This window comes from Stieleria neptunia (genome assembly GCF_007754155.1).
GTDB lineage: Bacteria > Planctomycetota > Planctomycetia > Pirellulales > Pirellulaceae > Stieleria > Stieleria neptunia.
In genome coordinates this window covers 10433682-10450535 of the sequence record NZ_CP037423.1, presented here as the reverse complement: position 1 = coordinate 10450535, position 16854 = coordinate 10433682, and the positions used below count along the sequence as shown (strand labels likewise).

Below are 16854 nucleotides of genomic sequence, written 5' to 3'. Positions count from 1 at the left end.
CACCACCCCCCGCCAGCTCCGCCGCGTTGCCGAATCGTCTCAAACGCGATCAAGTGCCCCAAGGCGAGAATTTATGCGATCATTGCACCGCCAAGTGCTGTCACTATTTCGCCTTGCCGATCGACCAGCCCGCCGGCCGCAAGGATTTTGACTATATCCGCTGGTACCTGCTGCACGACAGGGCAACGATCTTCGTGGAAGACCACAGTTGGTATTTGCTCGTTCACACGACCTGCAAACACCTCCAGGACGACCACCGATGTGGGATCTATGAAACCCGACCTCAGATTTGTCGCGATTACACCACCGACGAATGCGAGTTTGATGACGACTGGTGCTACGAACAATACTTCGAGACCCCCGAGCAAGTCGACGAGTACGCCGACGCGCTGTACGGGCCCCAATTTCCGGCGCCCGATCAGGACCCCAAAGACTCGCTGCGAAGCCGGCGCCCGAGCGGTTTGCCGGTGGTGGGCTGAGATCCGCCGCAGAAGTCGTGTCTGAATTGGTCGTCGCTGCCGTCGCCTGACGGCGGGCCCACGACGCTCAGGAGAGCGTCGCGCCACCCTGTCCAACAACAACCCCCAACCCGATGTCATTGATTAAACCACGAACGCTGAACGGATTCCGCGACTACTTGCCTGCGGTCATGATTCCGCGCGAACGATTGATGGAAACCGCCCGCGGTGTGTTTCGTTCCTACGGATTCGCGCCGATCGACACGCCGACGTTGGAGTACCTGGAGATCCTGACCGGCAAGGGCAGCGATGAAACCGACCGCCAGATCTATCGCTTTGAAGACAACGGCGGGCGGGCCGTCGGCATGCGGTTCGATTTGACGGTTCCCTTGGCGCGTTTCGCCGCCCAACACATCAACCAGCTCGGCACCCCCTTCAAACGCTACCACATCGCTCCGGTGTGGCGCGGCGAACGGCCCCAGGCGGGACGGTATCGGGAGTTCATGCAATGCGACTTCGATACGATCGGAACCCGCAATGTGATGGCCGACATCGAATCCGTCGCCGTGATCAACCGTCTGCTCAGCTCGATCGGATTCGATGCCTTCACCATCAGCGTCAACAACCGCGCGGTGTTGACGGAGTTGCTGCGTCATTTGGATCTGGCCGATCAAAGCGTCGCCGTCCTCCGCTGCCTGGACAAACTCGGCAAGATCGGGCGTGAAAAGGTTGCCGCGGAGATGTGTGAGGTTGCCGACGTCAGTGCTGCCCAAGCCGACAAGGTGTTGCAATTGGCCGAACTCGATGGCGAACCCGAGTCGATCTTCGAAGCGCTGCCGGCGATCACCGGCGGCGGTGACGAAGCGCTGGTTGCGATCGATCGATTGAAAGACGTGTTCAGCGGCGCGCTCGCGGCCGGAGTTCCGCGCGGCCGGATCAAAATCGACGTCTCGATCGCGCGCGGGTTGGATTACTACACCGGCGTCATCTTCGAAACCACGCTGGACGATTTGCCGTCGATCGGCAGCGTCTGTAGCGGCGGCCGTTACGACAACTTGGCGGGCTTGTACACCAAGCAGGAACTTCCCGGCATCGGGGCGTCACTGGGATTGGATCGGCTGCTCGCGGCCATGGAATCGCTCCGCATGTTGCCCAACGCGGCGACACCGGCCCCCGTGTTGATCGCCTACTTTGACGCCGATCATCGAGACAACTACTTGACGCTGTCGGCCCGACTGCGTGATGCGGGGATCGCCAACGAGTTGTTCCCCGACCCCAAGAGACTGAGTGTCCAACTGAAATACGCCGACTCCCACGGTTTTCGCGTCGCGCTGATCGCCGGGGGCAACGAATGGGGGGCCGGCACGGTGCAAGTCAAAACGCTGGCAACGAAGGAATCGGCTGAGGTCGCTTATTCGCACGACCGGCCCGAGGAACTGACCAGTTGCCTGAATCGGATTCTTGCTGAGGAGTTACAATAAAACGTCTCGGGCTCTCCGTTACGCCATCCTCAAGGCCCCATGTCTACCGTCGCACCACCCGTCACGCCGTCAAAACGTTCGGTTGATCCGTCACAAGGCACGGAGGCTGCCAAACGCACGGCCGCCGAACAGTTGATCGAGCAGCGGATCGACGAGGCGCGTCGAGCCTTGTGGTGGAGCGAATTGACGCGAACGGGATTGATGGTCGTGATCGGTTCGATGCTGGCCTTGTTGGTCTGGCTGGTGGTGGATCACTGGGTCTATTCGCCGGGACCGATCGTTCGCTCGGCCAGCTTTGCCGCCCTGGTCACGCTGGCAGGCTGGTTTTTGATCCGCCGCGCCTGGCCCGTGATGACCTCGCGCGTCACACGGGAATACGCCGCTTGGGCACTGGAGCAAGACCACCCCGACTATCGGCAACAATTGACCAGCTACGTCACGCTCAACGACGGCGATTCGCGACGTGGTGTCCGCGTTCGTGTCTTGCGGGCGATCGGGACCCGCGCCGCATCGCTGCTGAAATCACACGACGTGCTGCCGCGTGAAGCCACCGGCACGTTTAAATGGTGGATCACCGCCGCGGCCGTGTTCGCGCTGTTGGCCGCCTACTGCGTCGGGTCGCCGAAAAGCTCGCTGGCGTCGGCCAAGCGATTGGCGATCCCGCTGGCCGCGATCGATCCCGCACGACGTGTCGAAATTCGGGACGTCCTCCCCGGTGATGCCGAAGCCCTTGCCGGCCGTGATCTAAAAATCTCCGCCGACGTCGACGGGCTCCGCGATGGCGAAGCGGTGGTGTGTCGCTGGTCGACGGACGGAACGCCGCGAGAAGCGGAACTGGAGCTCGACCCCAGCTCGAATCGTTTCGTCGGAACGCTCAGCCTGGACCATGCCGCCTCGGGCATCGTCCGCTACAGCGTCCAAGCCGGCGACGCGGTCGCCGGGCCCTTTGAATTGTCGGTCCAGAATGTTCCGGTCGTCGCCATTGAGAGCGTGCGTTATCAACCGCCCGCCTACACCCGGCAAAAACCCCGCACCACATCCAGCCCCGCGATCACGGCGATCGATGGGACAAAGATCCGGATCACCGCCAAAACCAATCGCCCAATCGCCCGGGCCGAGTTGCAATTCAACCCGAAAGCACTCGGCGACACGGTACGGGCCACCGCCGGACGCACCCCGATCGCGATCGGCGACGATGGAGTCACGTTGACGTCCGATGTCACACTCCGCTGTGCCCGCGGCAAAACCGCGTCGGTGGAACTGGAAAGTTTCCGCATCCGTGTCTGGGATTCCAACGAGCAGGCGAATCCCGATCCGATCATCTATCCGATCAAGGTCATCGCGGATCTGCCGCCGGAAGTCGCGATCGTGGTGCCCAAAAAATCGCCGATCGAAGTCCCGGTCGGAGCCCAACAGATCATCGAAGTCCACGCCATGGATGCCGACTTTGAGTTGCAACGCGTCACGCTGCGGATCGAGCGTGGCATCGACACGCTGGAAGATCCCGTCATCTGGGTCAAACCCGACGATGGAAACGGCAAGGGCAACCAGGTGATGGAGTATCGGTTCCGCCCGCTGGAACATCTGCTCCGCGCCGGCGATGTGGTCCGGATCTCGGCCACCGCGATCGACAATCGCAACATCCCCGGCGATCCCAACGTCCAACCCAATCAAGCCACCACCGACCCGATCGAGATTCGGATCGTCGAAGACGCCGAACCATTGCCCCAGGACCCGACGGGCAATGACGGCCTGTCGGCGCCCGATGATCGGCCCGCCAGCGATGTCGAACAATCCCAGCAGGGAGAGGGGCAACAGAGTTCGGGCGGCGAAGGGGCACAGGGGCAAGGCGGTCAAAGCCAGGGTGATCCCAGCCAGGGATCCGAAGGCCAAAGCAGCGGCGGAGAAGGTTCCGGCGGCAGCGAGTCGAGCGGCGAGAACCAGGATCCGAGTGACGGAGAACAGGGTGGAAGTTCGCCGCAGCAGCCCGGCGAGCAAAGCTCGGGCGAAGGCGCCACCGGCCAATCGGGCACCGAAAGCCAGTCCCCAACCGACGGCCAACCCGGCAGCAGCGATCCGTCGGACCCCGGCGGGCAATCGCCGGCGGGTGAGCCAACCGATCCGAACAGCACCGATCCGAACAGCAGCGATCCCCCGTCGTCTCCCTCAACCGACCAACAGCCGGAGGGACAATCCCCAGCCAACGACGGGGCCCAAGACGCGCAGGGCACGCAAGGAACCGGTCAATCGGATGGCTCCATGCAAGACGCGGGCGATGGCAGCGGAACGTCGAATCCCAACGGGTCGGAACCGAATTCGACCGACGGTGCCGATTCGTCCAGCGGCGAAGGCGATTCGTCCAGCAGCGACAGCGCCGGATCCGAATCGCAATCGCCCTCCGGCGGAGAGCCGTCCAAGGCGCCACCGGAACACGACGGCCAAGCCTTTGAACGGATCAAGGATTACCTCGAAAAACAAAAGCAAAATCAATCCCGTGATGGCTCACCGGCCGACCGAAATCAGCCGCCCCAAAACGAGGGTTCCGCCGGCGACTCCGAGTCGGCAGACGAAGGGGCCGGCGATACCCAATCCCCGAAGTCGGATGCGGGAGAACAGGAGTCGTCCCAGGGCAAGTCAGCCGGCGAGCAGGCAGCCGGTGAAGAGCAAAGCGGCAGTGGCGATTCTTCACAGTCCGATCCCGACAACGGCCAACAGGGGACCGACGAACAGGCGGCTGGTGAACAAGGGACTGGCGAACAAGGTTCAGGCGAGCAAGGTTCAGGCGAGCAAGGTTCAGGCGAGCAAGGTTCAGGCGAGCAAGGTTCAGGCGAGCAGGAATCCGGAGCAGCACCCGACGGCGGGAAGCCCGAGGGGCAAGACCCGGGCGGATCCGAATCAGGGGATCCGAAAGGGCAACCGGACCCAGCGAGTGGGTCGAAGGGTGAAAGCGGGTCACGTGAAGGAGCGGATTCGCCTGACCCGTCGGGTTCAAGCCAAAGCGGTGATCCGCCGCCGGGGCAATCACCATCGCCCCCGTCGCCCGATGCGTCCTCCGGCAGCCAAGGCAGCGGAACGGGCACGTCACCCGACGCCGGTGACGCGGCGGCCGAACCACCGCCTCCGCCTGATTTGGAGTATGCGAAGAAGGCGACCGACATGGTGTTGGACTACTTGGACGAGACGCGCGACCAGGTGGATGAAGACCTGTTGAAGGAGTTGGACTGGACCGAGCAAGATCTGCAGCGTTTTCGCGAGCGGTGGGAAAAGGTGCGCGAGCTGGACCAACCGACTCAGCCGGCTGGTTCGACCAACGAGCTGCAGGATGCCCTCCGCAGTCTCGGCTTGCAGCCGAGTGATTCACCCGCCCCGTCGACCCGCGACGCCGCCGATTCACTCCGCAACCTGCGAGATTCGGGCAACCGCCGCCAAGCGCCCCCGGCGATCCGCGACGCCTTTGACGCCTTCCGCCGCCGCAAGTGACCCTTGCGGCCTCGTTCCCAGGCTCCCGCCTGGGAGGCGTGGGGTAAGCATCCTGCTTGCCACCTCCGCCGGCTCCGCCGGCGACCGTGTGAGGCGGAGCGTTGGCATGAGGTGTGTGATTACATTGCGGCCTCGTTCCCAGGCTCCTGCCTGGGAACGCAAGGGTCGCGAGGCTCCGCCTCACGATGCCCAGGCAGAGCCTCTTGGCAAGCCCGTTCCAAGGCGGAGCCTTGGAACGAGACGTGCGATTACAGCGTGCCGCCTTCGGTGGCGGTAAACTCGGCGAAGACCGGCAGATGGCTGCTGACGGCTTCGGCCTGGCTGAGATTCAGGTTGAACAGCCGCAAGAAGTCGACCGGTCCGCCACGGCCGACGAATTCGTTGGTCCGATTGCGGTCGACCAAAATGTTGCAGGTCTGATGGCGGCTAAAGATGTCGGTCGTCGTGCTGTCCACCGCGGCAACGACGTCGGCGCCCATCACACGCGGAATCAAATAGGAGTCGTCGGCCTGAAACAGCCCGGCCATCACCACGTCATCTTCGCCACGACCGTCGGCCCGCACCGAGGCAAAGATGCCTGGCAACAAACCGACCTCGACCGGTGCACGCGCCAAGTTGATGCGGACGTTGACGACCGAGAACGTCCAGGCGGCATCGACAGTGGGTTCGGCGGCGCGAAACCAGACGACCATCGGATCATACGTCATCTGGTCTTCTGGATCGGCGACGGAGTAGGTTTGTGATCGATCGATTTGAACTCGATTGACATTAAACAAGATCGCCAATTGCTCGGATCGATCCGTCGGCCCGGACGGTGCGCCGAGCGCGAAATCGAAGCTGCGCCCTCCCTCGTTGATCTCGTCCACCAACCGCGGGATCAGGTCGCGCTCGGCCGCGGTGATTTGTTGCAGCGCGATGACGTCAAACTTGCGAATCATGCGGATCAGGTTCAACCGGCAATGTTCGCTGGCCAGTTTGCTCGGTCCGAACCCGCTAAGCGCCCACGATCCGATTCGCAGGTTCCGGACGTTTCGGTTGGCGTTGACCGAGCGGGCGACAAAAGGTGCCGGCGCGACCGATCCGCCGGTGGAAAGCCCGTTTTGTTGGTTCGCCGAAACGAACAACAGGTCATCAAGCGGATCGGGGGCTTCGGCCGAATCCTCCGATTTGGGAGTGATCGTCAGTTGATCCAGTCCCGCGATCTGGAAGTGCTGGGAAAAGTAGATCGCAGCCCCGACGAGGATGCAGATCGTGACCAGCATCAGGAACGGGCCCGTTCGTCGTTGTTCTTCCATTTGATGAAAAGGATACGCGCACATGGTCTGCCGCCTTGGTGAACAGAGTCGCCTCTGTCACGCGATGGGGGTCGGCAAGGAATCGGGACACACACCAAGCGGGCGCAGACTCGCCCAAGTCGGACATCGGCAACCGCGTCAGCGGCGATCCAGCGGGACGCCGCAATTGCCCGGTTCGACGGAGGTTCCGGTCGGGAAAACCGTCACGACTGGTGCAAGCTTCACGACCGTGTTTCGCTCAACCCTCCCTGCAGAGATCGTTCAGTTTTAAAGTCACCCTCCTGGCCGGAAGTTCGAGCGCAGCGAGGGGAGGTCGAACGGTGAATCGCGGAATTCAGTTCGCGATCAACGACACCCACTTACACCAACGCCAATCGATCCGAGGGGCTGCCGGCAACGCTGTGAAGCATTTTTTAGCGGTAGGGCGCGAGCCCTCCGGTGTTTTGGCAGAGAGGAAGAACCGGAGGGCTCGCGCCCTGCCGCTAAAACCTCAAGAAACACATAGGAAAAATGCTTCACAGCGTTGGGCTGTCTGGGGGCGCAGAAAGGACGATCGGATGGTTCCGATTCTTTGCCATGTCTCATTTGACGCGATACCGGATAGCATCAGCGACTCCGTCTTTTGAAGACAGCGGTGTTTCCTGGCACGTTCGACTCAGGTAGGTCCAGCAGGATCTGCTAAACTGGTTTGACGTTTACGGCGCCGCGACCTTCGCACCGGAGGTCGCCCGCCATTGAAGTCCGCGCAGAACCAGCGCTTGCAGCGGAACTCGCGTTCACGGTGTCACGCAACACAACGTGTGCGGGCGCGAGTTCGCTGAACCGCACCAATCTGCGATTGAATTGAAACGCCCTATTTCGGTGGAGTTGCTGCCTCACCTATCTCCACCGGCTATTGGTTCGTCATGCATCGCCTACTCACGATTCCATTCGATGTCATTCGTCACCATCGCGTATCTATCAATTGCATACGTCATATTCCGCATCGCCGTCTTCCACGCCGATCGAAGCAATCTAACGTCAGCTGCAAGACACAAGAGCATTCGCAATCCAAGGATCACCTGGGCACCGTTTGCTCCCGGCTGGCTTTTCGAGCGAGGTGAGCGTCACTACCGAGTAGAGTACACTAGCGAAGACGGCACAGAGATTGTTCGCTACTGCAAGGTCGGCTTCCTCACCGGTATTTTTTGGCGGAGTTGAGTGGTCTGGCAGTCGTAACGGAAAGCGCAGAGCCAGGCGATGGATCGATGTCGCGGGCGCGGCGTTTTGATGTGAAAAGCACGTTGTCGTGACTGAGGCATCGCTGGCTGTTCCAACTCGCCATTCACCAGAGAGCTGGTTTCATACACACATACCGACGCCGTTGCTGACGCTGACATCCAGCAGCTGGCGATTGATCTCGATGGCCTGAACGACCCTTGGGGAAACTCATACGAGCTGGCAACGCGACATGACGCTGTATGCGAGAATCCTGAATTTTCCGTGCACTTGTATTCAAACGGTGAGGACGGAATCTCAAGAACTGATGGGGACGATCCGGACGATTTGAACACTTGGTCAAACGACTATGGTGCGTACTATTGGCGCCGTATACAGCGTGGAAAACGGATGCAATATGCTGTGCAGGCGACTGTTCTTTCACCATTCGTGTTTCTTGTGCTGGTTGCGTTTGGCCGGGTTGCTCGTCATGCAGTTGGCGATTCTCATCCGAACAATTGCACTGACCAGAACGGCGACGAACCAGACGATGCCGGTGAGTCGCCGAGTTGAGTTTACTGAAGTGGTGAGTCGTTCGCGGCGACCGCGTGATCGCCACCGTTGAACTTAGTCGAATTGCTTACCGATTCGGCGGTTGACGTGCAGTCGCGGTGGGGTGGGGCCAGCGTGGGGCTTCGGGCCGTGGGCTGACGCCAGCGTCCTTGTGGGAGATTGCGTTGACATGCGTGCCAACTTTCTCAACGCGAAGTGGAGCGGGGGTTCTGATGATGAATCGCGGAGGAGGCATCGGCTGGAGATGGAGGTAGGAAAATTTGGGGTAGGAAAAGAGAGCCGGGGTGTCGTTTTTCGGGCATCCGTTTTCCTGCCCCAAATTTTCCTACCTTCCTGCTGCGTTCTGTGGGGCGGAAAAACGGCGTGCCGACGGTGATCGCTGCCGATTTTCCGGTCGGAATTTGGCGGGGCCATTGAGCGGGAGGCTGAACACGGCGGGGTGCCGGGATTTGCTGCGACCCCGTCCGGGGGTCGAGGGGAGGATTGAGGGCGTTGCCCGGAGGTGGCGCTGCGCTGACCTCCGGCTACTGGCTGTGATCCCTTCGGGATAGCTTGGACGTCGCGACAATCGACACGGCCTCTTGGCTGACGCAAATCGGAGACTTGGTCCGAGTCACGGCGGGCCTGTGCGGCGGTCCCAATGGATCGCTTGTCAAACTCTCCGGTCGCCACCATCGCTTTTTCTTTTTGTGTCTTCTCGTGTTTTTCGTGGCAATTCACCGCTGTGTTGTTCCGCCACGTTCGCGCCGCTCATTTCGCGGGCAAAAATTTGCGTCGTCTGTTTCGCGGCGGTATCCTTTTGCATCGGTCGCATTCAACGCTGCCGCCGAGCACTCGACGAGATCCGAGGAACAATGCCGTGCACCTGAGCACCCGATCGAGTCAGTTTTTAGTTCAAGTGTTTCCGCTCCTGCCAGATGACGGGGGACGTTATACCGCATTGAAATCAGAGGCCCTCAGTGTCAACAAGGTTTGAGCTCATCAAAAACGGAAAGCGTGTCTGTATCGCCGGAATTGATGGCGACGGCGTTCTAAGTGCAATTCTATCGTACGGGAAACCTGAAAACGGAGATGGAACGCACGACTTCGGCATCAGTGGACTTGGGATGTTTGATGCCTCGCAAGATCGTCAACATCACGTCGCCTGGCCGCGACACGAGCTTGCAACCGGTGACGAAATCACCATCCGTATTCTTCCGCCTGGCGAGTTCGATCAACCAGAGGGCAGCGTTGGCAGCCCGCAGAAATCGATGCACGATCCCGTTTTTGGCAATCTGAATTATTACGTCGATTCTTGGGACGCCATCATCGAGTTTGATTCGGCACCGCTCCAGACCGCACACGTACACATTTGCGCCGACGAGAATGGACCGACCGAGTGTCAACGCTCAATAATCATCACACTACGCGAACGGCATTCGCAGCTATGGCCAAGTATCTGCTCAGCACTTGTTCGATGCCACCCCGAAATCACCAAACCCCGTAAGCTTGCCAAGCTGCTGCTGCCGCAAGTTGGAATCAATCTGTATGGTGATACGAGTGAAGCAGAGCTAGTTTACAGTGTTGAGGGCGACGCCGGGGAACGCGCGTATTTCGTGAAACTTCGGGATTGGGAAATTGCCGAAGTTTTCATGGCGGAGTAGATGGCATCACAATCGGATGCACGCCGAGTCGTGGTTACTGACGTGGAGGATCGCTCGCGGCGACCACGTGATCCGTAGCGTTGACTTAATCGAATCGTATACCGCTTCAACGGTTGACGTGCGGTCGCGGTGGGGCGGGATTGCGTGGGACTCCGGTCCGTAAGGCTAACGCCCGCGTCTCAAATCCTCTGGCCGTAGGTCGTCCGCGTTGCGGTGCGACAAGCGTCTCGATCTCTTGTGGCCCATCGTGTGATCCTGCGGCGGATGACTGTCCCGTCACTCGCGTCGTGTGGCGGAGGGTGTTTGAAGTGGCAGATCGTTCGTCGGGGCCGGGCGGCGTCAGGTGGGGCCTTTCGAGAGTTTGTATTGGCGTCTTCGCCAACTTTTTCAACGCGAAGAGGAGCGGGGATTCTGATGATGAATCGCGGAGGAAGCATCGGCTGGAGATGGAGGTAGGAAAATTTGGGGTAGGAAAAGAGAGCCGGGTGTTTGCCGGGTGTGTCGTTTTTCGGGCATCCGTTTTCCTGCCCCAAATTTTCCTACCTTCCTGCTGCGTTCTGTGGGTCGGAAAACGGCTTGCGGACAGTGATCGCTACCGATTTTCCGGTCGGAATTTGGCGGGGCCATTGAGCGGGCGGCTGAACACGGCGGGGTGTCGGGATTCGCTGCGACCCCGTCCGGGGTCGAGGGGAGGATTGAGGGCGTTGCCCGGAGGTGGCGCTTCGCTGACCTCCGGCTACTCGCTGTGATCCCTTCGGGGCGTCAATTGTATAAGTGGCGGAATTGATCGTCGCGGAAGCCGTCAAGACTTTCGCGAGCCGCTGGCCCTCTCTGGCGTTTGCTTGCTGCGCAAACGCCGTCTCTCCCAGGGGGTTCTTCGCGGATTTTAGTGGCTGCTCTCGGTTACTCGGGAAAGGTTTTTTGAGGGATGACTGCGATGTCCGATGGTTCTGTTCGGTCTGATGGCGAAGCCAGCTGTAGCGGAGACGGGCTCTGCGGAGGAGCAACCCGCCTCGGAATCACCTGGTCTGCGATGCGGCGAAGGTGCTTCGTGCCCTCCACCGGCCCGCGTCGCCGGAGGGGCGTTTGAACCGAGCGGTTGTCGTCCAACACCCATTCGGACATCGCAGCAATGCCTCAAAAAACCTGGGTCCTGAGTGATTAGCCATTTAAATCCACGAAGAACCCCCAGGGGGAGAGAATCTAAATCGGTTGCCAAATCCTGCAGTAAAAGTAGCGACGTCCTCGGGGATAGCTCGGACGCTGCGATGGGTGACGGTTTTTCGCACTTGGTACGCCTGGTCGTGCGAAATGTGAACAAGAAAGTGCAGAGGAGGCCGCGGCCGAATCGGACCGGCCTGCTGCCAGCCAGCTCGAGTTCGCCTGGGTCTGAGAAACTGGAACCGTCTGACAGGATCCGTTCAAACCCAGTCTTGTGACCGGCCCACCTGAGGAGCGACCACGCCCGTGATTCTTTGCACGCCAGGGCAAACTGGAATACCATGCACGGTCTTCCATCGTGAAAGATTGACCGACGCAACCAACGCCCGCACCCGGCATCACCATGAACCCGCTTCGTCTCGCGATCCTGACCACGCTGGCAACGTTCACCCAAGTTGTTGTCGCGAAAGATCGTCCCAACATCTTGTGGCTGTTCGCCGAAGACACTTCGCCGTGGATCGGTTGCTACGGCGACCCTGTCAATCAAGGTCAGACGCCGAACATTGATTCGCTTGCCGAGCGTGGCGTGCGGTTTTCCAGGGCCTATGTTCCGGCACCGGTTTGCTCGGCTTGTCGATCGGCCATCATGGGCGGGATGAATCAGATTCGTTTCGGGGCACACGAACATCGTTCCAGCCGCGGCCCGGCCAAAATCAATCTGCCCGAGAACATGAAACTGTTGCCCCAGTTGGTCAAAGAGAACGGCTACTTCACCTTTAACATCGGCAAGGACGATTACAACTTTGTCTGGGACCAGGCGGCGACTTATTCGCTGCAATCGAAAAATCGCAATGCGATCGATTGGCAGCAGCTGAAAACAAACCAACCGTTCTTTGGCCAGATCCAAACGGCCGGCGGCAAAAACAACACGACCAAGTTCCCCGCGGATCGAAAGACGGATCCACAGTCCGTCACCGTCCCGCCGGACTATCCGCAAAACCAACTCTATCGCGAAACGGTCGCACAGCACTACGACGCGATTCGCAAAGACGACGACTTCATCGGAACCGTGCTCAAGGGGCTCCAAGAATCGGGCTTGGCTGACAGCACGATTGTCGTTTACTTCGGCGACCACGGCGCAAACAATCTGGTGCGACACAAACAGATGCCGACCGAAGGCGGGTTGCACGTTCCGTTCATCATCGCCGGTCCGTCGCCTTATGTGCCATCGCCCTGCGTGCGCGATGATCTGGTCGATCTGCTGGACCTGTCCGCGACCACGCTTGCCTGGGCCGGAATCGACAAGCCCGATTGGTACGAAGGCCAGGATCTGTTCGCCGAAGTCGTCGTCCCGCGCAGCTTTGTGGCGGCCGCCAAAGATCGGCTGGATCACACCATCGATCGTGTCCGCACGATTCGCACCGACCGGTTTCGTTACACGCGCAATTTCAAGACCGATCGTATTTTTCTGCAGCCCCAGTACCGAGACAAGCGACCGTTCCTGCAAAACCTGCACCAGCTTTATCAGTCCGGCGAACTGTCGCCGAAGTTGACGGAAATCTATTTCGGCGAGCGCCCGGCCGAAGAGTTTTATGACGTCAAAGCGGACCCCAGCCAGGTCAATAACCTGATCGAGGATCCCCAATACCGTGACGAGATCGAGCGTCATCGCAAGCTGCTCGACCAGTGGATCGCCGCCGGGGACAAGGGCATCGACGAAGAGCCGCTCGCCGAGTTGGCGTTTCAAGCCAACGGACAAAAATGGGGCGAAGGGGTGAATCCGGAGTACGAAGTCGTCCGCTCGGACAGCGATGGCGATGGTCTGTCCGATGACTGGGAACGCATCAACGGGCGCGATGCGACCGACGGCCGGCTGCTGTTTACGTTTGATTGCGGCGGATGGCAAACCGAAGGCTGGACGGCCGACGACACATCGGTGGGCAACATCGCGGGACGGTTGGGATTCCTCGACTTCCGGCTTCCGGGCGGCAAAACGCTGATCACACGGAAGGGATTGAAGCTCGATCCGGCCAAGAACCAAGGTGACCTGGCCATCGATCTGCGTTCGGCGCCGGGCACCCAGGTCACACTCATGGCCGGTGAAAGCGAGGCCACCGCCACCATGCACGATGCAACGCAGACGGTGCGCTTTCCGTTGGATTGGAAAGACACCGTGCGTCGAATTGACTTGCGATTTGTTGGTCCACCCGGATCCGTCGTCGAAATCGATTCCATCGCCGTCGTACCGGCACGGTCGTCATCGGATGGCCGCGACTAGGTAGCGTGTGGGAAATAAGTGGGATAGGCTTCCAGCCTGTCGATGCTGGAATGACAGGCTGGAAGCCCAGGGCTGTAAGGGTATCGCGTGACCGCGATTTTTGTGTATTCCCGTGTTTTACGCTACACGGAGGTTCGCGATGTCATCGAAAGTTTTTGATCGGTTTGTAACCAAGGCACCATTTGCTGTCATGACCAGGGCGCTCACGCAGGACTTTATCGGGAGCGATTTGCAACTGGTTTTCGATAACAATCGAGAAAAGCAGTATGAGTACCTCGCCACATTCCAGGCAGTGGCGATGACGGTCGCTGACGTGGCCTTGAATTTCAGCGAGAATTTCAATCAAGCCTACAAGGAGCACAAAGAGAATCTCGACGTTTCTCGACAGTCATTCTATGCCAAAACCAGAGGCATAGAACCAGCGGTAAGTGAGTCGCTCGTTTCGCACGCGGCAAAGCGGACTATCCAAATGCAAGACGCGATGGGGTTCACACCCTGGGAATTGCTTCCAGGTTATCGTTGCTTGAGTATTGATGGGAATGTCTTGGCGAAGTCTGACAAAAGATTGAAAGACCTTCGAGACGTCAAGGGTGCACCGTTGCCGGGTAAACTAGTCGCGAGGTTTGACCTACAGCGACAGGTGTTTGACCGCGCGTACGTGCTGCTTGACGGCCACGCGCAAGAGTCGACGTGTTGCGATCGGATCGTGGATGATATCCAGCCGAATGATGTCGTAATTGCGGACCGGCATTATTGCATCGTCCCATTCCTCAACAAACTCGCTCAATCCAAAAGCTTCTTCGTGATCCGCCAGCACGGGCGTTTGAAAGGCGTTTTACTGGGAAAACGCAAACGCATTGGCCGCAGCAGCACAGGCGTAGTCTACGAACAAGCGTTGAAACTATCTGCTGCCGAAGATGCCATGGTGGTTCGCCGAATCACTGTCATATTGGACTCGCCAACGCGAGATGGCGACGAAGAGATTCACGTGTTGACGAATCTTCCCGCCACAGTTTCGGCTAAGGACGTGGCAGAGGTTTACCGGCATCGCTGGGAAGAAGAAACCGCGTTCAATATTTTACAGATGACGCTCACTTGCGAGAAATCAGGTGTCGGTCATCCCAAAGCAGCAACGTTCCTGTTTTGTATGTCGCTGCTCGCGTTCAATCTTCGACAAACCATCTTTGCGGCTTTGTTTGCGACCCATGACGAATCAGAGGTGGAAGCGATCAGCCACTTTCACGTCTCAAAAAATGTCTCCGATAAAACCGAAGGGATGTTGATTGCGATCACCGAGGACGAGTGGGCAGAATTGATTCCGACGACAATCAAAGGCCTCGTCGCGATGCTGAAGAAGATCGCTCGGACGATCGACCTAAAGGAGTACAGAAAATCGGTCCGCGGCCCGAAGAAGAAAAAGCCGCACCGATCAAGGAATGTAGCCTCGTCTCATGTTTCGACCGCGAAACTGCTAGGATTGACCTAGCAGGATACCCTTACAGCCCTGGGCTGGAAGCCTATCCCACTTAAGTTCATCATGTCCCCGCCACGTGGAACGCGTGACGCGATCACGGCTTCACCGGCCGCTTTGGCCCGCCGCCTGTTCGTATTGCTCGGCCGAGATCCATTTTAGATCGTCCCAATACCCCGTGTCGTTGGGTTGGTTCGGACCCTCGGTCGTCCGTCCGCGGAGGACGATTTGCGTCGCTTTGGCTTGCAGATCCTTGGCGATTGTCATGTGTTCGGCGAGCACGTCGGTTGTCTCGCCGGGATCGTTTTCCAGATCGTACAGTTCGGCGTCGGATCGACCGTGGGGCAAGACCAGTTTCCACTTGTCTTCGGTGATCGCGAACCGACCGTTGATGGCGTGGTTGATCAGCGGCAATCGGTGGCGGTTGCTGACAGGGTTCACCAGCACGGTCGCAAAGCTGTGGCTGTCGACACCCTCATCGGGTTGCAAGTCGATGTCGAGAAGATCGGCGAACGTCGCCAACAGATCGATTTGCCCCACCGGCCGATGCCAGCTGCGTCCCGGCGACGAGATCCCCGCGGGCCAGCGGACAAAGAACGGCACGCGATGGCCGCCTTCGTAGATCGAACGTTTGCCTTCGCGATAGCGGAAATTACTGCGGTGACCGAATGCTTTGATGCGTTGCTTCCAAGAGCTTTCCGGACCGTTGTCGCTGGTGAACACGATCAGGGTGTCGTCCGCCAAGTCGGCATCGTCGAGAAACGTGAGGATGCGGCCGACGTGGTGATCGGTCTCGATCACAAATTCGCCGTAGCCGCCGCAGTCACCTTGGCCGTGGAACTCGGGCAACGGGCACACCGGGTAGTGCGGTGATGTCAACGGCAGGTACAGGAAGAACGGCTTTTCAGAACTTGAGCCCGAGGTGTGGCCCTTCATCCACTCGATCGCGGTGTCGGTGAATCGTGTCAAACACTGGTTGTCGATAAAGTCCGGCGCGACCTCCATGCCCTGCTTTCCGAGCACCTGTTTCGTCGCTTCGGGAGTCGGCTGGTAGGGCGGCATGATTCGATAGTCCATGTGCCGTGCGTTCGGCTTCTTGGTGGTGAAGACCGTCGGCGGCACTTCGGCGTGTCGGCCTTCGAACCATGCCAGCACGCCGTAGTTGAGCGACGCGGGGACGCCAAAGAAGTACTCGAAGCCTTTGTCCAGGGGCATGTCGCGGGTCGGCTGGGACCAATCACGGGTCTTGTGATTCGTTCCCGGGAAATCCATGCCGAGGTGCCATTTGCCGACCATCGCGGTCGCGTATCCGTTGTCTCGAAGCATCGACGCGATCGTGGTCCGTCCGTCTTTGATCAAGCATTCGCCTTCGGCGCCCATCACGCCTGTTTTCAGCGTCGTCCGCCACGAATAACGCCCCGTCAGCAAACCGTAGCGCGACGGCGTGCAGACCGAATCGGAGGAATGCCCGTTGGTGAACGAGATCCCTTCGGCGGCCAATCGATCCAGATTCGGCGTTTTGAACTTGGCGTCCGGATTCAAACAACTGGCGTCCCCAAAGCCTTGGTCATCGGTATAGATGACCAGAATGTTGGGACGAACCGACTCGGCTTGAAGGGCCGGGACAGCGAGGGCATGCGTCAGCAAGGCGGCAGCGACCAAGGTGCCCCACGTCGTCGTTCGGTGCTGCACGAGACGCGAGAATGACCGGCGGAAAGCTGCCGGAATCGAAGCAAGGATTTGAATCATGTTGAATCCCAATGTTTGGACGATTGACTCTAGACGTTGGGATCGATCTCGCGCTCCGCCACCGATTG

Annotated in this window: 8 protein-coding genes; 6 read left to right on the top strand and 2 right to left on the bottom strand. The window is 59.4% G+C overall.

What is annotated here, in order from left to right:
• Positions 1 to 26 precede the first annotated feature (26 nt).
• From Enr13x_RS35955 to Enr13x_RS40060, 3 genes are all read left to right on the top strand, one after another.
• The gene (locus tag Enr13x_RS35955; protein WP_231744478.1) at positions 27 to 479 is read left to right on the top strand and encodes a YkgJ family cysteine cluster protein; all 453 of its coding nucleotides are present in this window, start codon (positions 27 to 29) and stop codon (positions 477 to 479) included.
• A gap of 119 nt (positions 480 to 598) precedes the next feature.
• The gene (hisS, locus tag Enr13x_RS35950; protein ID WP_145392874.1) at positions 599 to 1939 is read left to right on the top strand and encodes a histidine--tRNA ligase; all 1341 of its coding nucleotides are present in this window, start codon (positions 599 to 601) and stop codon (positions 1937 to 1939) included.
• Between the two features lie 39 nt (positions 1940 to 1978).
• Complete coding sequence (locus tag Enr13x_RS40060; RefSeq protein WP_231743988.1) at positions 1979 to 5419, top strand: hypothetical protein; 3441 nt, start codon at positions 1979 to 1981, stop codon at positions 5417 to 5419.
• Positions 5420 to 5667: 248 nt separating this feature from the next.
• On the opposite strand, the gene Enr13x_RS35940 is transcribed toward Enr13x_RS40060, so the two are convergent.
• Positions 5668 to 6738: an exonuclease/endonuclease/phosphatase family protein gene (locus Enr13x_RS35940; protein WP_231743987.1), complete on the bottom strand. Its 1071-nt coding sequence runs from the start codon at positions 6736 to 6738 to the stop codon at positions 5668 to 5670.
• Between the two features lie 2705 nt (positions 6739 to 9443).
• Between Enr13x_RS35940 and Enr13x_RS35935 the strand changes: the two genes are divergently transcribed.
• The 3 genes from Enr13x_RS35935 to Enr13x_RS35925 all read left to right on the top strand — a co-directional run bounded on the left by Enr13x_RS35935 (position 9444) and on the right by Enr13x_RS35925 (position 15052).
• A complete protein-coding gene (locus Enr13x_RS35935; RefSeq protein ID WP_145391746.1) occupies positions 9444 to 10127 on the top strand; it encodes a hypothetical protein in 684 nt (227 codons plus the stop codon).
• A gap of 1564 nt (positions 10128 to 11691) precedes the next feature.
• Positions 11692 to 13566 carry a sulfatase family protein gene (locus Enr13x_RS35930; RefSeq protein ID WP_145391745.1) on the top strand — a complete coding sequence of 625 codons (1875 nt, stop codon included), beginning with the start codon at positions 11692 to 11694 and terminating at the stop codon, positions 13564 to 13566.
• A gap of 190 nt (positions 13567 to 13756) precedes the next feature.
• Positions 13757 to 15052, top strand: a complete 1296-nt coding sequence (locus tag Enr13x_RS35925) for a transposase (protein WP_197455625.1) — start codon at positions 13757 to 13759, stop codon at positions 15050 to 15052.
• A 90-nt stretch (positions 15053 to 15142) separates the two neighbouring features.
• Here Enr13x_RS35925 and Enr13x_RS35920 read toward each other — a convergent pair whose 3' ends face one another.
• Positions 15143 to 16786, bottom strand: a complete 1644-nt coding sequence (locus Enr13x_RS35920) for a sulfatase family protein (RefSeq protein WP_145391744.1) — start codon at positions 16784 to 16786, stop codon at positions 15143 to 15145.
• Positions 16787 to 16854: the final 68 nt, after the last annotated feature.